The organism is Streptomyces yokosukanensis, assembly GCF_001514035.1.
Taxonomy (GTDB): Bacteria; Actinomycetota; Actinomycetes; order Streptomycetales; family Streptomycetaceae; genus Streptomyces; species Streptomyces yokosukanensis.
Genome location: NZ_KQ948207.1, coordinates 268,221 through 283,957, shown reverse-complemented (window position 1 = coordinate 283,957; position 15,737 = coordinate 268,221). Strand labels below are relative to the sequence as shown.

General features: G+C 71.8%; 18 protein-coding genes and 1 pseudogene. 6 read left to right on the top strand and 13 right to left on the bottom strand.

Annotated features, from left to right (window positions below; genetic code table 11):
* Positions 1 to 144: 144 nt before the first annotated feature.
* Positions 145 to 897, top strand: coding sequence for an NPP1 family protein (locus tag AQI95_RS04580; RefSeq protein ID WP_067118707.1), 753 nt, complete (start codon positions 145 to 147; stop codon positions 895 to 897).
* 31 nt (positions 898 to 928) lie between these two features.
* On the opposite strand, the gene AQI95_RS04575 is transcribed toward AQI95_RS04580, so the two are convergent.
* On the bottom strand, positions 929 to 1,822 hold the full coding sequence (locus AQI95_RS04575; RefSeq protein WP_067117710.1) for an MBL fold metallo-hydrolase: 894 nt from the start codon (positions 1,820 to 1,822) through the stop codon (positions 929 to 931).
* A 150-nt stretch (positions 1,823 to 1,972) separates the two neighbouring features.
* Between AQI95_RS04575 and AQI95_RS04570 the strand changes: the two genes are divergently transcribed.
* The 3 genes from AQI95_RS04570 (at position 1,973) to AQI95_RS04560 (ending at position 3,699) form a co-directional block, all read left to right on the top strand.
* Positions 1,973 to 2,884 carry a LysR family transcriptional regulator gene (locus tag AQI95_RS04570; RefSeq protein ID WP_067117707.1) on the top strand — a complete coding sequence of 304 codons (912 nt, stop codon included), beginning with the start codon at positions 1,973 to 1,975 and terminating at the stop codon, positions 2,882 to 2,884.
* Between the two features lie 22 nt (positions 2,885 to 2,906).
* Positions 2,907 to 3,293: a barstar family protein gene (locus tag AQI95_RS04565; RefSeq protein WP_067117703.1), complete on the top strand. Its 387-nt coding sequence runs from the start codon at positions 2,907 to 2,909 to the stop codon at positions 3,291 to 3,293.
* Between the two features lie 85 nt (positions 3,294 to 3,378).
* A complete protein-coding gene (locus AQI95_RS04560; protein WP_067117700.1) occupies positions 3,379 to 3,699 on the top strand; it encodes a hypothetical protein in 321 nt (106 codons plus the stop codon).
* Positions 3,700 to 3,807: 108 nt separating this feature from the next.
* Here AQI95_RS04560 and AQI95_RS04555 read toward each other — a convergent pair whose 3' ends face one another.
* The 10 genes from AQI95_RS04555 to AQI95_RS04510 all read right to left on the bottom strand — a co-directional run bounded on the left by AQI95_RS04555 (position 3,808) and on the right by AQI95_RS04510 (position 11,820).
* Positions 3,808 to 4,389, bottom strand: a complete 582-nt coding sequence (locus AQI95_RS04555; RefSeq protein ID WP_067117697.1) for an NADPH-dependent FMN reductase — start codon at positions 4,387 to 4,389, stop codon at positions 3,808 to 3,810.
* The gene (locus AQI95_RS04550) at positions 4,386 to 5,378 is read right to left on the bottom strand and encodes an RNA polymerase sigma-70 factor (RefSeq protein WP_067117694.1); all 993 of its coding nucleotides are present in this window, start codon (positions 5,376 to 5,378) and stop codon (positions 4,386 to 4,388) included. The genes AQI95_RS04555 and AQI95_RS04550 overlap by 4 nt, the downstream gene beginning before the upstream one ends.
* Before the next feature lie 222 nt (positions 5,379 to 5,600).
* Positions 5,601 to 6,338, bottom strand: coding sequence for a DUF1345 domain-containing protein (locus AQI95_RS04545; RefSeq protein ID WP_067117691.1), 738 nt, complete (start codon positions 6,336 to 6,338; stop codon positions 5,601 to 5,603).
* A 50-nt stretch (positions 6,339 to 6,388) separates the two neighbouring features.
* Positions 6,389 to 6,703 (bottom strand): acetate uptake transporter, encoded by a 315-nt coding sequence (locus AQI95_RS04540; RefSeq protein ID WP_067117688.1) that lies wholly within the window; start codon positions 6,701 to 6,703, stop codon positions 6,389 to 6,391.
* 214 nt (positions 6,704 to 6,917) lie between these two features.
* Positions 6,918 to 8,039 (bottom strand): diaminopropionate ammonia-lyase, encoded by a 1,122-nt coding sequence (locus tag AQI95_RS04535; RefSeq protein WP_067117685.1) that lies wholly within the window; start codon positions 8,037 to 8,039, stop codon positions 6,918 to 6,920.
* A 78-nt stretch (positions 8,040 to 8,117) separates the two neighbouring features.
* Complete coding sequence (locus tag AQI95_RS04530) at positions 8,118 to 9,569, bottom strand: purine-cytosine permease family protein (RefSeq protein ID WP_208614069.1); 1,452 nt, start codon at positions 9,567 to 9,569, stop codon at positions 8,118 to 8,120.
* 233 nt (positions 9,570 to 9,802) lie between these two features.
* Positions 9,803 to 10,699, bottom strand: coding sequence for a polysaccharide deacetylase family protein (locus AQI95_RS04525; protein WP_067117679.1), 897 nt, complete (start codon positions 10,697 to 10,699; stop codon positions 9,803 to 9,805).
* Between the two features lie 182 nt (positions 10,700 to 10,881).
* Entirely contained in the window at positions 10,882 to 11,004 is a 123-nt protein-coding gene (ykgO, locus tag AQI95_RS04520; protein WP_067117676.1) for a type B 50S ribosomal protein L36, read from the bottom strand.
* Between the two features lie 38 nt (positions 11,005 to 11,042).
* The gene (gene rpmG / locus AQI95_RS04515) at positions 11,043 to 11,207 is read right to left on the bottom strand and encodes a 50S ribosomal protein L33 (protein WP_067117673.1); all 165 of its coding nucleotides are present in this window, start codon (positions 11,205 to 11,207) and stop codon (positions 11,043 to 11,045) included.
* A 241-nt stretch (positions 11,208 to 11,448) separates the two neighbouring features.
* Positions 11,449 to 11,820, bottom strand: coding sequence for a hypothetical protein (locus AQI95_RS04510; RefSeq protein WP_067117671.1), 372 nt, complete (start codon positions 11,818 to 11,820; stop codon positions 11,449 to 11,451).
* A gap of 70 nt (positions 11,821 to 11,890) precedes the next feature.
* Between AQI95_RS04510 and AQI95_RS04505 the strand changes: the two genes are divergently transcribed.
* Together AQI95_RS04505 and AQI95_RS04500 are read left to right on the top strand one after the other, a co-directional pair.
* Entirely contained in the window at positions 11,891 to 12,865 is a 975-nt protein-coding gene (locus tag AQI95_RS04505; RefSeq protein ID WP_079071045.1) for a dioxygenase family protein, read from the top strand.
* On the top strand, positions 12,862 to 13,926 hold the full coding sequence (locus AQI95_RS04500) for a maleylacetate reductase (RefSeq protein WP_067117668.1): 1,065 nt from the start codon (positions 12,862 to 12,864) through the stop codon (positions 13,924 to 13,926). The genes AQI95_RS04505 and AQI95_RS04500 overlap by 4 nt, the downstream gene beginning before the upstream one ends.
* 126 nt (positions 13,927 to 14,052) lie before the next feature.
* Here AQI95_RS04500 and AQI95_RS44455 read toward each other — a convergent pair.
* Together AQI95_RS44455 and AQI95_RS04495 are read right to left on the bottom strand one after the other, a co-directional pair.
* Positions 14,053 to 14,325: pseudogene (locus tag AQI95_RS44455) on the bottom strand (helix-turn-helix domain-containing protein); the annotation flags it as partial.
* Positions 14,326 to 14,492: 167 nt separating this feature from the next.
* A complete protein-coding gene (locus AQI95_RS04495; protein WP_067117665.1) occupies positions 14,493 to 15,584 on the bottom strand; it encodes a fatty acid desaturase family protein in 1,092 nt (363 codons plus the stop codon).
* Positions 15,585 to 15,737: the final 153 nt, after the last annotated feature.

Genomic DNA, 15,737 nt, shown 5'->3' with positions numbered 1-15,737 from the left:
CCCCGGGCGACAACCTGTACTGCTGACCACTCCCGTCCGGGTCCACGCCTCCGCGCCCACGCATCAGGAGTTGATGTGCGCATCCCCCTGCCCCGTACAAGAAGGCCCAGCACCCCGGCGTCGGCCGGGAACCGTCCGCGACGCCTGCTCGGCTCCGTCCCGGCCGCCGCCCTCGCCGCGCTGGCCCTCACGGTGTCGCTCCCGGGCCGCGCCGACGCCGACGTCCTGCAGCTGCTGCCGCAGAACGCCGACGGTCTGGAGCAGACCTTCTCCCCCGCATACGACTACGACGGCGACGGCTGCTACGCCACGGCCGCCATCGGCGCCGACGGAACCATCAACCCCGGCCTGAAGCTCGGCGGCGACGTCAACGGCCACTGCCACGACTACGCCCAGCTCGCCAACGCCAACACCTACTCGCGCGAGAAGTGCAACAACGGCTGGTGTGCCGTCGTGTACGCCAGCTACTTCGAGAAGGACCAGGCGACCTACGGTCCGGCGGCCATCGGGCACACCCACGACTGGGAGCACGTGGTCGTGTGGATCAACGACAACGAGGTCAAGTACGTCTCGGTGTCCCAGCACACCAGCTACCAGGTGGCCGACCGCTCCGCGATCCGCTTCGACGGCACCCATCCGAAGATCGTCTATCACAAGGACGGTCTGTCCACCCACGACTTCCGCTTCGCCAACAGCAACGACGAGCCTCCCGAGAACGCGACCGGCGGGTGGTTCTACCCGCGGCTCGTGGGCTGGGACGGCTACCCTGCGGGCTTTCGGGACAAGCTGATGAGCGCCGACTTCGGCGCGGCCACCATCAAGATCAGGGACAGCGACTTCCCGTACGCGCTGGCGCACTCCATGCCCTCCGGGATCCCCTTCGACCCGAACGCCTGACCGGCCCGCGCTCCTGGCCCGACGGATCGGCTCAGGCCGCGCGTTCGCCGCACAGGCACGCGACGGCCGGGTCGATCCACTCCCGGCCCTGCCACTCCGGGTGCCGCTCGGTCAGCACCGCGCGCACCTCCTCCACGATCGTCTCCTGGTCCATCGCCGAGTCACGGCGCCTGAAGGTCTCGTCGCGCAGCTCGCACAGAAAGCCGAGCACGTCCTCGAGCACCTGCGGGCCACCGATCGCACCGTGCCCCGGCACCACCGTGCGGGGCCGGGCCGCCGCCAGCCGGGTCATGACCTCGATCCAGCCGAGGCCGCTCACATCGGTGTCGTGCGGCGGGAACCAGGGGAAGATCGCGAACTGTCCGGTCTCGGCCAGGTCACCGGTGAACAGCACATCGGCGTCGGGGACCGTGATCACCTGGTCGCCCTTGGTGTGGGCGCGGCCGACAGCCTGGAGTCGCACCACCCGGCCGCCGAGATCGAGGTCGTAGGACTCCTCGTAGACGACGTCCGGCGCGGGCACCCGCGCGCCCCGCAGACGTGAGGCGACGGCTCCGCCGAAGCCGTTGAACATCGCCAGGTATCCCGCCCCCTTCAGCGCCAGGTCCTCCGCCTGCGCCCGGTTCACCAGGTACGTGGCCTCGTCCGCGAAGACCTGCGCGCCGAAGGCGTGCTCGGGGTGGAAGTGGGTGGAGGTCAGATACAGCCTGCGCCCCTTCGCGTGGTCATGGGCGAACGCGAGCACGCGCTCGGCGTTCTCCGGCCCCAGGCCGGTGTCGACCACCAGCACCGACCGCGTCCCGCCGATCACCCCGATGTTGGGGACCAGTTGCACATCCCGGTTGGGTACGACGACCAGGTCGCGCGCCAGCTCGTGCGCACCGTCGGTCCGGACGACCGGGTCGGGCAGCTGCGGGTCGGCCATGACATGTTCCCCTCGCCTCGCCGGACCGATCAGGTTTCCCGGTCGGATCCGGACTCGCTGTCGCTTGCCGTTCCACTCCACCTCCCGGGCCACACCTGAGTCCAATACCTGTCGAACAGGCCCGATACCGGACGGGTATCGTCTCTGGTGATGGACCTTCGTCTGCTGCGCTATTTCGTGGCCGTCGCCGAGGAGCGCCACTTCGGCCGGGCCGCCGTCCGGCTGCACATGACCCAGCCCCCGCTGACCCGGGCCGTCAAACGCCTGGAGGCGGATCTGGGCACCACCCTCCTGAACCGCTCGACCACCGGCGTGACACTGACCTCGGCCGGTAGCGCCCTGTACGACGAGGCCCGTGCCCTGCTGGCCCAGGCCGAGCGTGCCCGCGCCCGCGTGGCCGCCGCGGCCGGCGTCGGGAGCATCGCCATCGGGACCCTCGGCGACAGTGTGGAGCGGGCCGGATTCGGCACGTCGCTCGCGACCACGTTCCGCCGGCGCCATCCGGATGTCGAGGTCCGTGTCATCGAGGCCGACCTCACCGACCCGACCGTGGGACTGCGTGCCGGGCGGGTCGACGTCGCGGTGACGCGGGCGCCCTTCGACGACACCGGGATCAGCGTCCGTGTCATCCGCTCCGAACCCGTCGGTGTGGTGCTGCGCAGCGACGATCCGCTCGCCGGGCGCGACGTCCTGCGCATCGCGGACCTCGACGGCCGCACCTGGTTCCGGTTCCCCGACGGCACCGACCCCTTGTGGCGCCGGTACTGGAACGCCACCGAGCCCGGCGAACCGCTGCGCGAAGGCCCGGTCGTACGCACCGTCCACGAGTGCGTCCGGGCCGTGCTGTGGAACGGAACGGTCGGACTGGCGCCGCTCGACCGCGCGTTGGCGCCGCCCGGCCGGGAACCCGCGGAGGATCTCACCGTCGTCAGGCTCGCCGACATGCCGCCGAGCCGACTGATCGTCGCCTGGCGCACCGGCGACACCAACCCCCTGCTCCATTCGCTCGTCCGCCTCGCCGCGCCCGCCGGTGGGCGCGGAAAACCCGAGGACGACGAGTGACGCGCCGCGTAGCCTCGAGACCGTGACAGTGACCTATGTGCTGGACGGCACGCGGATCGAGACCCTTGAGGACTTCTGGCGCGTCATCGGCGAAGCGGTCGAGGGTCCCGACGGCTACTTCGGGCGGAGCCTCGACGCCTTCGCCGATTGCCTCAGTGGTGGCTTCGGCACGCCGGACGACCGCGACTTCGTGGTGGAGTGGCGGGACCATCAGGTCTCCCGCGGGCATCTGGGACACCCGGAGACGGCCCGCCAGCTGGAGATCCGGTTGACACGGTGTCACCCCGAGAACCGGCCGTATGTCAGTGCCGATCTGGCCGAGGCCCGTGCCGGCCGCGGAGCGACCGCCTTCGACTGGCTGATCGAGATCTTCGAGCAACGCGCGCCCGGCGTCCTGCGCCTGCGGTGATATCCCGTTGAGGAGCCGGGGGCACAGCCGTAGGGTCGAGGGCATGTCTCTGCGCCTTCACATGCGTCAAGCCCTGCGGGAAGCGATGTCGGCTCGCGACAGGGTCGCGGTGAGCGCCTTGCGTTCCACGCTCGGTGTGCTGGACAACGCCGAGGCGGTGCCGGTGGGGGCGGCGCAGCTGCGCGGCATGGCCATCGAGGAGGTGCCGGTCGGCGTCGGCGCGACCGAGGCCGACCGGCGCGAGCTGAGCGAGCGGACGGTCACCGACCTGGTGCGCGCCGAAGCCGAGGAACGGCTCGCGCAGGCGGCGCGGTTCACGGCGCCCGCGCAGGCCGACCGCGCGAGCAGGCTGCGCGAGGAGGCCGCCGTACTGCTGCGGCTCCTCGACCTCCACGGCACCGCGTAGAACCGCGCCGCGTGGTGTCGGCGGACGGTGTCCGTCCGTGCCCCGACGCTGCCGCCGGTCCCCATCAGCCCATATCCACAAGGCAGTTGGGGACCGGTCTCCGAGCATTCAGGCTGTGGCCGGATACGCCGTGCGCAGCGGGGCGAGGGCCCGCGTCCACGTCAGCAGTTCGTCGACCAGCGCCTGCACCTCGGGCACACGCGATCGCCGCGGTCGGAAGTCGGTGAAGTCCACGAAGTCCTCGTGCAGCGACAGGGCCACCTGCGGGCCGATGTCCGCCATGCGCAGCACGCCCGCCTGCGCGCGCAGCTTCTGCACCGCCATGACCGCGCCGAAGACGCCGTATCCGACGTAGCCGACCGGCTTGCCGCCCCACTCCTCGTAGAGGTAGTCGATGGCGTTGGTCAGGGAGGCCGGAGGGACGGTGTTGTACTCGGGCGTGACGACGACGAAGGCGTCGCACGCACCGATCCGCTCGGCCCATCGCCTGGTGTGCGGCCGGGCGCCCGGAGCCATGCGTGCCGGGACCGCCTCGTCGAGCAGGGGCAGCATGTGGTCCTTCAGGTCCACGAGTTCGAAGTCGGCCGTGTCGCCTGCGTGTTCTGCGGCGACGTCCCGTACCCACTCGGCCACCCGGTGCCCGTTGCGGCCGGGGCGGGTGCTGGCGATGATGATGCCGATCCTGTTCACGTCCGATTCTCCTGATCTGTTTCCGCCACCGGTTCTTGTACGGTGACCGGGCCGGCCGGTTCCGGGCGGCCCACGGTCCGGCGGGCCCGCTGCGCCTCGCGCAGGAGGGCCCAGGCGTCCCCGACGGGGCCCATGTGGGTGAGCTTGTCGGGGTTGGTGACCGCGTGGATCGCCTGGATCCGCCCGCCGAGGACGTCGAGGGTCCAGGTGTTGACGACCTTGCCGTCGCGGTCGCGGAAGACGGCGCCGGGCCGGCCGTTCACCGGGCGGGGCACCATGACGCCGCCGATGGTGAAGAACGGCCGCAGGAACGCGTCCAGCATGCCGCACACCTGGTCCACGCCGAAGAATCCGGCGGCCCGCCGCGGGGCCTTGCCGCCGCTGTCCGCGACCATCTGCACGTCGGCCGCGAGGAGTTCCCGCAGCGCGTCCAGACGCCCCTCCTTCAGGGCGTCGAAGAAGCGTCCGGCCAGTTCCTCGCGTTCCTCGCGGTCGGCCTCGAAGCGGGGTCGGCCCGCGTCCATGTGGCGGCGCGCGCGGACGGCCAGCTGGCGGCAGGCCGCCTCGGAGCGCTCGACGGCCGAGGCGATCTCGGGGAAGCCGAAGGCGAACACCTCGCGCAGCACGAACACCGCCCGCTCCAGCGGACTGAGCCGCTCCAGCAGGAGCAGCGACGCCACGGACAGCGAGTCGGCCAGCTCCGCCGAGTGCTCCGGGTCCTGGTAGGGATCGGAGAGCAACGGCTCGGGGAACCACGGTCCGACGTACTCCTCGCGTCGGACGCGGGCCGAGCGCAGCACGTCGATCGAGATGCGGGTGACCGTGGCCGAGAGGAACGCCTTGAGCGACACGGGCCGGGTCGGGGAGAGGTCGTAGCGCAGCCAGGTCTCCTGGACCGCGTCCTCGGCCTCGGTCACGCTGCCCAGGATGCGGTAGGCGATGGAGAACAGCAGCGGCCGCAGCTGTTCGAACTCCTCGGCCGGGCTCACGCCGTCCGCGCCGTGCGGCTCTGCCGGCGCGGGGGACGGCTCGCGTGCCGGCCGCGTTCCCCTCGGGCCCCGGTGTGGGAGCAGGGTCATCCCGGCCCCCCGGCTCCGCCCGCCATGAACACCCGCATGACCATCACCTTCCCGATCCCGGCATCGCGCTTCGAGATCTGGACGAGACAGCCCGGCCGCCTGTGACATGGGCGAGGCGGGAGTCGGCGCCGGTCACTTCAAGATGTTGACCGCCCGGGCCACGACGAGGACCACGGTCACCAGGGAGACCGAGGACTGCAGCATCATCAGCATCTTGGACCAGCGGGACAGCGGCATGACGTCGGTGGGACTGAAGGCGGTGGCGTTGGTGAAGGAGAGATAGAGATAGTCGAGGAAGGCGGGTTCCCAGTCCGGCGGCGCGACCTGCGGGCTCTGCATCTGCGTGAAGAGGAAGTCGGCGTACTGCCGTTGTCCCCGGACCCGGGCCATCGGGCCGCCGCGGTCCCACTCCCAGTACCACAGGGCGAACACGATGACGTTCGTCACCCAGATGACACCGCCGGTCAGCAGCAGCGGGACCGCGCCGTGCTCCCCTCTGCCGTTCACCAGATCAGCGACCAGCCGGACCGCCGCCCAGCCGTTGGCCAGGCTGATGACACCGGCCAGGGTCAGGCCCAGGGAGCGCAGCAGTCGGGTACGGGGCTCCACGCGCCGGGGACTGCCCGCGATCAGCGCGGCCAGCAGCACCAACTCCAGTGCGGGCAGCGCCCAGGCGGGGTGCAGGAGGATGAGCCGGTGCGGCAGGGTCAGTTGCAGGGCGACGGCGGCCAGGATCACCACCGTCACCGTCCAGCGCGGCTCGCCCCGGGTGGCCCGGCGCCAGGCGGGGACCAGTTCGCGCTCGCCGGTCGCCCACAGCCGCTCGATCCGCGCCAGCCGCCTCCGGGCGTCATCCATGTCTTCGTTCATGACGAGGATTGTTCCGCCCGGGTGTGCGGCGGCGAGAACCGGGACGCCGGTCAGGGAGGATCCACGTCGGCCTGAGCGGGGGCCCGCCGACGTGGATCCGCTTCCTGCCTAGCCCGCGGCGCGATCCACCAGTAGCCCATCCAGAAGGCCGCGTACGACACGAACGCCGTCGCGCCGAAGGTGTTGCCGCGGCGAAACTCGAACAAGCCTGCGGCGAACTGGGCGAGACCGCCGTAGAACGCGGCCAGACCCAGCACCGGAATGATGGCGGCGCCCTCCTTCAACAGGTTGGTGTTGACGATCGAGAGCAGCAGCGTGGTCAGGGCGAAGCCGGCCAGGCCCAGCGGGGCGGGGTCGCCGGACACCGCCGGGCGCGCGCCTGTCGCGGGTGGGGGCTCCTCGTGTCCTCGTTCATGACCGGCATCCCTTCGCCTGCGCCATCCCTTATGGAAGGTACCCATTTGTCGCATCTATTAGCCCTTCCGTGCGTCGGCCTCCTGGTGACGCCGCTGGCCTGCGGGGATGTCATATGGGTGGCGTGCGGTGGATCGGCGCGGAGGTCCCTGGGCCGTAGGCTTCTCACCGTCCGGACAGGGGGTGGGGGTTGGCGGACGGCCCTTCGGTGCTCAGCAGCACGACCACGGAGGCCGCGTCCAGTCCCAGAGCCGTACGGCGCTCGTCGGCGCCCGCGCCGCCGAGGACGGCGCGCAGACCGGCGAGCGCGGCCGCTCCGCAGGGGCCCGAGGAGACACCGAGTGCCGAGAGACGGTCGGCGGCACGGGCGGCGGCCGAGTCCGGGACGGCGACGGCGGCGTCCAGCCCGCCGTGCAGCACGGGCCAGGCGAGGCTCGACGGGGTACCGCAGTTCAGTCCCGCCATGGCGGTCTCACCGGTGGTCACGCTGACGGCCGCACCCCGCACGAGGCTCGCGAGGACACAGGCCGCGGCCTCCGGTTCCACCGCCAGCAGCGCCGGAGGGCATTCGAGGCCACGGCCGCGGTAGTGGGTGACGACGGCCTGGGCCAGTGAGCCCACGCCCACCGGGACGGAGACGAGGTCGGGGCCCGCGCGCACGCCCGTGGCCGCCAACTGCTCGTCGATCTCGGCGCAGAGCGTGGAGTACCCCTCGACGATCCACCCCGGGATCCGTTCGTAACCGGGCCAGGCACTGTCCTGCACCAGGACCGCGTCCCGGGCGACGGCCGCCCCGGCCGCACGCCGCACAGCCTCGTCGTACGGCCCCGGGACCCGGGTGACCTCGGCCCCCTCGGCCACGATCGCCGCGACGGCCCGCGGATGCACTCCCCGTGGGACGAAGACGTGGGCGCGCTGTCCGCACAGGCGGGCCGTGCGGGCCACCGCGCGGCCGTGGTTGCCGTCGGTCGCGGTCACCAGGGTGACCGGGCCCGGTTCCGTGCCGCTCGCGGCCCGCTCCGCGAGAAGGCGGTGCACTGCCCAGGTGACGCCGAGCGCCTTGAACGCGGGCAGGCCCAGACGGCACGACTCGTCCTTCACGAAGACCCGGCCGACCCCCGACTCCCCTGCCAGTGCCGGAAGTTCGATCAGGGGAGTGGGTGCGTAGCCGGGCAGCGCGGCGTGGAAGTCCCGCACCTCGGCGGGTGCGGGTGCACATCGCCAGGTGCGGGCACCGGGGCGCGACGACCATGGCGGCGTCGCAGGAGCGGAAGGGTTCTCGGGCACCCGGACAGGATCCGACGGTCTCCTACGGTCGGTCCAGCGCATGTCTTTGACCTCTGGTCGTCGCAGCTCATGCCCGGGTCAGGGCTCGCGGTGTTCGTGTGCGGCCCGCTCCAGCTCCGCCGCCTCGGCCAGGGCCAGCCGGGTCTCGGCCGCCACGTCGAGGGAGCGGGTCAGCCACCAGTACAGCAGCGCCGAGACGGGCAGGCCGATGAACAGGGAGATGTCGGCTCCGCCGAGCGCCTTGGCGGCGGGGCCGACGTACAGGGTGCCGACGGAGAAGAAGGGGATCATGACGGCGAAGCCGACCACGTAGGCGATGATGCCGTGCCACCCCCAACGGCCGTAGATTCCACGCGGGTTGAAGATCTCGGCGATGGCGTAGTGCCCGCGGCGTACGACGTAGTAGTCCATCAGGTTCACCGCGGTCCACGGGATGAACAGGTAGAGCACCAGCAGCAGGAAGTTGTTGAAGTTCGCCAGGAAGTTGGCGGTCGCGGCCAGTGCGCCGACCAGTGAGAGGGCGGCGGTCAGCGCGAGGGTGAGCAGGCGTACGGCCAGTGTCGGGCGCACCCGTTTGAACGAGTCGATGCCGCTGATGAGGGTCAGTGAACCGCCGTACATGTTCAGCGCGGTGACGGACACCAGGCCCAGGGAGGCGAAGAGCAGCACGATCGCGCCGAAGCCGCTGAACACCTTGTCACCGGCGGCGTCGATCGACTTGATCGTGTCGAAGTCCTTGCCCGCCCAGGCAGCCAGCAGCGTGCCCAGCACCATCAGCCAGATGCCGCCGAGCGCGGAGCCGAAGTACGTCCAGTAGAAGGTCTTGCGGACCGTCACGTCCGGCGGGAGGTAGCGGGAGTAGTCGGAGACGTAGATGGCCCAGCTGATCTGGTAGCCGGCGACCACGCCGAACTGCGCGAGGAACGGGGTCCACTTGAAGGCGCCGAGGTCGAAGGAGCCCGCCGGGTAGTGCAGGGTGACGAGGACGCCCACGGTGAAGATCCCGAACACGACCAGGAAGGTGTACGTCAGGATCCGCTCGGCCTTGTGGATGATGTCGTAGCCCACCAGCGCGATGACGAGCGCGACCACGGTCACCACGACCACCCACAGCTTGACGCTGCCGTGCAGCGTGGTGTGCAGGGAGTCGGCCGCGAGGACGCTGTTGAAGACGTTGAACCCCGCGTACTGGACATAGGCGAAGAGCCACACCAGCAGCGCGCCGAGATAGCCGAACTGGGGGCGCGACTGGATCATCTGCGGCAGGCCCAGCTGGGGTCCCTGTGCCGAGTGGAAGGCCATGAAGAAGGTGCCGATGACCGTGCCGGCGACGATGGCCAGCAGGGACCAGATCAGATTGCCGCCCCCGGTGATGCTGATCAGCCCGACGGCCAGGGTCGCGATCTGGGCGTTGGACATGAACCACAGCGGCCCCAGATGCCAGAGCTTGCCGTGCCTCTCGTCCAGGGGGACGTAGTCGATGGACCGGACCTCCAGGCCGGACACCCTTGGCTCCGCTGATGTGCTCATCACGCCTCCCGGCGGCCGGCCTGCCTCTGGGACACATTGTTCTCCGAGGTGGGCGCGGTGACGAGCGGTACGGCACAACTGCCGGGGCGGAGACCGGGCAGCGGGACGAGCGCGGCCGCCGTACGGCCGCGCCCCGGCTCCGGTGCGTCACGCCGCGCGAGGACCGGTCACGTTCGGTGCGCTCCGGCCGCTCCGCGGCGATCCGCCGTGTGTGTGCCGCCCCCGAGGGAGGTTCAGGCTCGGTGCAGGGCGTCCGAGAGGCGGACGAAGCGGTGGCCGCGGGCCAGCAGGCGGGGGACGGCGGCGGCGATGCCCCGGGCGGTGCCCCCTTCGGGATGGTTCATGTGGCACAGCACGATGGAACCGGCCCGGGCCGCGGTGACGGTGGTGCACACCTGCTCGGCGGTGAAGGTGGCGCCGCCGTCACCGTTGACGGAGAAGCTGACGAAGCGTTCCCCGAGGTCGGTGACGATCCGCGCCGCGACGTCGTCGCAGTAGGCGGTGCCGGACCGGAAGAAGCGCGGCGGGGCGCCGAGCAGACGGGTCAGTTCGGCGTGGTTGCCGGCGATCTCGTCGTACACCTCGCCGGCTCCGCGGGTGCCGGGGATGCCGTACGCGGAGCGGCCGGTGACCGACAGCGGGCGGTGCCGGGTGCCGTGGTTGGCGATCTCGAAGAGGGGATCGGCGGCGAGCCGGTGGAACACCGCCGGGTTGGCCGCGATCCAACGGGAGTTGATGAACAGCGTCGCCGGAACGTGCCGGGCGCGCAGGAGATCGAGGAGCGCCTGGTCGTAGCCGCTGCCGCCGGGGCCACCGCACGCGTCGAAGGTCAGCGCGATGTCTCGGGTCGTACGCGGCAGTGAGCGCACCACGCCCGGGGCGTCGAAGCCCCAGGTGTGCGGGACGCTGCGGCCGTAGCGGGCCACGATCTGCGCACGGGTGACGGGAGGTCGGTCGGTGGAGGCCGTGGCCGAGGGAGCGGGCCTGCGGTCCTGCCCGGCCGGTGTGCCCGCGCCGGACTCCGGCGAACCCGGGGAGGCGGGGCTGCCGCCGTCCTTGTGCGGACCCGCGCAACCGGCGAGGAGTCCTCCCGCCATGGCGGCCAGCACCGCACGGCGACCAGCCGTCATCCGCTCTCCCACACCTGATCGGAGGCCGTCACGGCCGACGACCGCCCACGACGGCAACCGTACGCAGCGGACGTCCTCCGGCCGTGAAGACGGCGGTAAGAGGACCTCCAGAATCGAGCGCGAGCCGATGTCGGCGGGCAAGCCCGGGAAGCCGGGCCTGCCGTGGTCGGGGGCGGTGGTTGTCAGCCCTGGCGGGCCTTGAAGCGGGGGTTCTTCTTGTTCACGACGAAGACCACGCCGCGGCGACGGACCAGCTGGGCGCCCGGCTTGGACTTCAGTGAGCGCAGGGACGTGCGCACCTTCATGATCGGGTTCTCCGTCCGTTCGAGGGGGGCGGCGTGGTTCAGCGTTCCTCGCGGAAGAGGACGTGCCGGCCGGCGACCTGGTCGTACTTGCGCAGGACGAGCCGGTCCGGATCGCTGAGGCGGTTCTTGCGCGTCACGTAGGTGACGCCGGTGCCCGCCGTCGACGTCAGCCTGACGACGGGACGCACGGTGCTGCGTGCCATGAGGATCTCCTTTCACCCACAGCCCGGTGATGACCCGGGCATGCCAGCGACGAGTGGAACACCGCGGGACGCCGCCCCATTCCCGCCGCTGCCGCTCACGCGTCCCGCAGGTGTCCCGCGCCTGCATGATCGCGTCGTGTGCGCAGAAGCATGCGCGCAGAAGGACGTGTCGGTCACGGGCTCGGAGTCCTCCGTGTCCGCCGTGCGGACGGGTAGATTCTGCGGAGCAGAACCACCGCGGTCAGGAGAGTGGGAGCGCCGTGGACAAGCCGCTGAAGGACCCGTCGTCGTACGCCGTCGGCAGCGTCGACCACGCCCCGCGGGCCGCGGGGATGCCGCAGGCGCAGGACGGGCCGGCCGTCTCGCAGGTCCCCAAGCGCCTCCGCGCGGCCCGCTCGGCAGCGCACCGGCCGCGCGCTGCCGCGCTCCCCCGTCCGCGCCGACTGGCGGACGTGCCGGACGAGACCGCGAACCCGGCGCGCCGCACCCGGGCCGGGTGCTTGCGCGGTGCCTCCAGGTCCGGACGCGTGCCCGGCCGGTCGGGGTAGTGCTCGGCGACGTACGCCGACACCGGCTCCTGGTCGTCCGGTTCGGCGAGGGGCGAGAACGGCATGTCCAACTCCCCGCAGATCCAGCCGAGTCGAGCGCCTGCCCGGCACCGTCACGCACAGGAAGCAGGAGAGATGAGCGAACACACCGACGACGCACACGCCCAGGCCGCACACACCCGGGACACACACTCCCGAGGAGAACGCACACACGGCTCCGGCACGGCCCCGCTGTCGGGACTGTTCGAGGCGGAGCGGTCCGCCGAGATCGTCGCCGCGAGTTTCGCCGACGCGACGGACGAGCGACTCAAGGAGATCCTCACGTCCCTGGTGCGGCACGCCCACGACTTCGTCAAGGACGTCGGACTCACCGTCGAGGAGTGGGCGGCGGGTGTCCGTTTCCTCACCGAGACCGGCCAGAAGTGCGACGACACCCGGCAGGAGTTCATCCTGCTGTCCGATGTGCTGGGGGTGTCGATGCTGGTGGAGACCGTGAACCACCCGTCCGAGGAGCAGTTCACGGAGTCGACCGTGGAAGGCCCCTTCCATCTCGTCGACTCGCCGCCCCGGGCTCTCGGCGACAGCATCGACGAGGCCGGTCGGGGCGGCGAGCCGTGTCTGGTCACCGGGCGGGTCACGGACGGCGACGGCCGCCCCGTGGCCGGCGCGAGGATCGATGTGTGGCAGGCCGACGCCGAGGGCTTCTACGATGTGCAGCGGCCCGGCGAGGTTCCCGAGCGCAATCTGCGGGGACTGTTCACCGCCGACGAGGACGGCCGGTTCCGGTTCCGCACGATCGTGCCGCGCCACTACCCCGTCCCCTCCGACGGGCCGGTCGGCGCCCTGCTCAAGGCCGCCGGACGCCATACGTACCGAGCCGCGCACATCCACGTCGAGGTGTCCGCGCCCGGCGTCCCCACCCTGACCACCCACCTCTTCGTCGACGGTTCTCCGTATCTGGACTCCGACGCCGTGTTCGGCGTGAAGGAGAGCCTGATCCGCACCTTCGCCGAGGTCGACGATCCGGTCCGAGCCGCCGAGCTCGGGCTGCCCAACCCCTTCCGTCACGTCGACTTCCCCGTCACCGTCCGGCGGGGAGCACAGTCGTGACCGGTCCCGACGACGCCGCCGGCGGGCACGTCACCGTCCACGAGACGCTGCCCTCCCGCGTCCTCGTGGGCGCCGGTGCCCGCCGCGCCGTGCCCGAGGAGACCGCACGGCTCGGGTCCCGCCGGGTGCTGCTCGTCGCGACCGGTTCGGCCCGGGCCGCCGCCGAGGAGCTGGTCCGGGCCCTCGGCCCCCGCCTCGCGGCGCGCTTCGACCGGCCCGTCGTGCACACCCCGGTCGCCGTCACCGAAGAGGCCCTGGAGCTGGTGCGGGCGACGGACGCCGACAGCGTGGTGGCCATCGGCGGCGGCTCGGCCATCGGCCTCGCCAAGGCGCTGTCGGTGCGCACCGGATTGCCACAGGTGGCCGTCCCCACCACATATGCGGGCTCCGAGGCGACCCCCGTACTGGGCGAGACGAAGGACGGTGTGAAGACGACCCGCCGCGACCCGGCCATCGCGCCCGGCACGGTCGTCCACGACCCGGAACTGACCCTCGCCATGCCGCCGGGCCTCACCCTGACCAGCGCCCTCAACGCCCTGGCCCATGCGGTCGAGGCGCTGTGGGCTGCGAACGCGACGGCCGTGAGCGACGCCCTGGCGACCGAGGCCGCCGACGGCATCCTCACCGTGCTCCCGGAGGTGCTCGCCGATCCCGGCGGACTGCCGGGCCGCGCCCGCCTCCAGCAGTCCGCCTGGCTGGCCGGCCTCTGCCTGGCCCAGACGCGGATGGGCCTGCACCACCAGCTCGCCCATGCCCTCGGCGGCACCTTCGATCTGCCGCACGCCGAGCTGCACGCCCTGCTGCTGCCGCATGTGCTGGCCTTCAACCTGCCCGCGGCGCCGCGAGCCGCCGCCCGGCTGGAGCGGGTCACGGGAGGGGACCCGGTGGCGGTCGTCGGCGCCCTGGCCCGCGGCCACACGGGTGCGACCGCACTGCGCGCCCTCGGCGTACCCCGAGAGGGGCTGCGGGCCGTCGCAGAACGGGTCGCCGCCCAGCCCTACCCCAATCCCCGGGTGCCGGACGCGGAGGCGGTGACGCGCCTGCTGGAAGAGGCATGGTGAACCGAGGCCGGGCGGAACGCGGGGTGCGCGGACGCCGGTTCGCCGGGCGTGAGGGCAGGAACGGCGCGGCCACCACGGCCGGCGGTCGGCGCCGCTGCCGCTGCCGCCGTCGCGGTTACTCGTGGTGAAGCGGGACGGTGGCAGGCCGAAGGCGGGGGCGAAGGCGGCGGTCAGTGCGGCGGGAGAGGCGTAGCCGAGGCGGCCGGAGACCTCGGTGACCGATGCCGTCCGCAGCAGCGGCCCGGCGGCGAGCAGCCGCGCCCGGGTGCGCCAGGCCGCCGGGCTCTCCCCCGTCTGGCGCGGAACCGCCGGGTGAAGGCCCGTTCACTCATGGCCGTCCGCGCGACCCGTGCGGCGTTGGTGACGCCGGCGTCCCGGGTCGGCGAGGTACGCGCGGCAGAACCCGGGACGCGGGCCGCCCCCTGCCCGCCGCGCTCGGCACACCGATCGGCGCGGTGGCGGCCTTCCTCGGCGTGGGCGGCAGCGTCATGACGGTGCGTCGGCCTCCGCGCCGCCGGGGCGCTCCTCCTCGGAGGCCGGTGATCGCCGTGCCCTCAGGACCGTGGTCAGGCCGCCCTGCGCAGGCGCCGGATCGGTTCTCCCACCCGGTGCATATGGGTGAGGGCCTCGCGGTACGACTGGATCAGTCCGGTCTCGTGGTAGGGCACGCCGACCTCAGCGCAGTATGCGCGCACGACGACCTGCGCGCGCCGCAGATGGGGGGTGGGCATGCTCGGGAACAGGTGGTGCTCGATCTGGTAGTTGAGCCCGCCGAGCATCACATCGGTGAGCCGGCCGCCGCGTACGTTGCGGGAGGTGAGGACCTGGCGGCGCAGGAAGTCGGGGCGCTCGTCACCGGTGAACGTGGGCATGCCCTTGTGGTTCGGCGCGAAGGTGCAGCCGAGGTAGACGCCGAACAGGCACTGGTGCACGGCGAGGAACGCGATCGCCTTGCCGGGCGAGAGCACCAGGAACAGCGCGGACACATAGGCCACGAGGTGGAGGAAGAGCAGAACGCCTTCCAGTGTGCGGTGCTTCATCGACGCGGAGCGCAGCGCGCGGACGCTCGAGACATGCAGGTTGAAGCCCTCCAGCGTCAGCAGCGGGAAGAACAGCCATGCCTGGTGGCCGCCGATGAGACGGGCCAGGCCCCGACTGTTGCGGGCCTGGGCGGTGGACCACACCAGGATGTCCGGGGCCACATCCGGGTCGAGTTCCTCGTGGTTGGGGTTGGCGTGGTGGCGGGTGTGCTTGTTCATCCACCAGCCGTAGCTCATGCCGATGCCGAGGTTCCCGAAGAGGCGGCCCCAGGTTTCGCTCGGGCGGCCGCGCCGGAAGACCTGGCGATGCGCCAAGTCATGTGCGACCAGGGCGACTTGTCCGAACATCAGCGCCAGGAAGGCGGCCACGGCCAGCTGCCACCAGGTGTCGCCGAGCGTCAGGAAGGTCGCCCAGCCCGCCGCCAGCATCCCGATGACCAGAGCGAGTCGTGCCGTGTAGTAGCCGGGGCGCCGGTCCAGCAGCCCCGCCTCGGCGACACGCCGGGACAGCCGGGCGAAGTCGCTGCCGGCTCCAGAGCCGGACGCTCCGGAACCGGCCGTACGGGAAGGGGTGTCCGGTGCTCCGGCCTCGACCGAGGCATGAGTGGAAATCGTCATGCCGTCGAGTCTCGGCACCCGCGTGCGGCCGGAACAGCCGGGCAGTCACCGGACCGGATGGGGGGCTTTCCCTAGTACGCCACGGGGTGTTGACACCACTCCAGGCCGCTGACCTCGGTCTTCTCACAAGGCCGCGCCCGCTCTCGCCCTGTG

Coding starts and splice junctions, on each gene's coding strand:
- AQI95_RS04575 (WP_067117710.1), bottom strand. CDS start 1,822: ATGGCCGACCCGCAGCTGCCCGACCCGGTCGTCCGGACCGACGGTGCG.
- AQI95_RS04570 (WP_067117707.1), top strand. CDS start 1,973: ATGGACCTTCGTCTGCTGCGCTATTTCGTGGCCGTCGCCGAGGAGCGC.
- AQI95_RS04560 (WP_067117700.1), top strand. CDS start 3,379: ATGTCGGCTCGCGACAGGGTCGCGGTGAGCGCCTTGCGTTCCACGCTC.
- AQI95_RS04545 (WP_067117691.1), bottom strand. CDS start 6,338: ATGAACGAAGACATGGATGACGCCCGGAGGCGGCTGGCGCGGATCGAG.
- AQI95_RS04530 (WP_208614069.1), bottom strand. CDS start 9,569: ATGAGCACATCAGCGGAGCCAAGGGTGTCCGGCCTGGAGGTCCGGTCC.
- AQI95_RS04525 (WP_067117679.1), bottom strand. CDS start 10,699: ATGACGGCTGGTCGCCGTGCGGTGCTGGCCGCCATGGCGGGAGGACTC.
- ykgO (WP_067117676.1), bottom strand. CDS start 11,004: ATGAAGGTGCGCACGTCCCTGCGCTCACTGAAGTCCAAGCCGGGCGCC.
- rpmG (WP_067117673.1), bottom strand. CDS start 11,207: ATGGCACGCAGCACCGTGCGTCCCGTCGTCAGGCTGACGTCGACGGCG.
- AQI95_RS04510 (WP_067117671.1), bottom strand. CDS start 11,820: ATGCCGTTCTCGCCCCTCGCCGAACCGGACGACCAGGAGCCGGTGTCG.
- AQI95_RS04505 (WP_079071045.1), top strand. CDS start 11,891: ATGAGCGAACACACCGACGACGCACACGCCCAGGCCGCACACACCCGG.
- AQI95_RS04495 (WP_067117665.1), bottom strand. CDS start 15,584: ATGACGATTTCCACTCATGCCTCGGTCGAGGCCGGAGCACCGGACACC.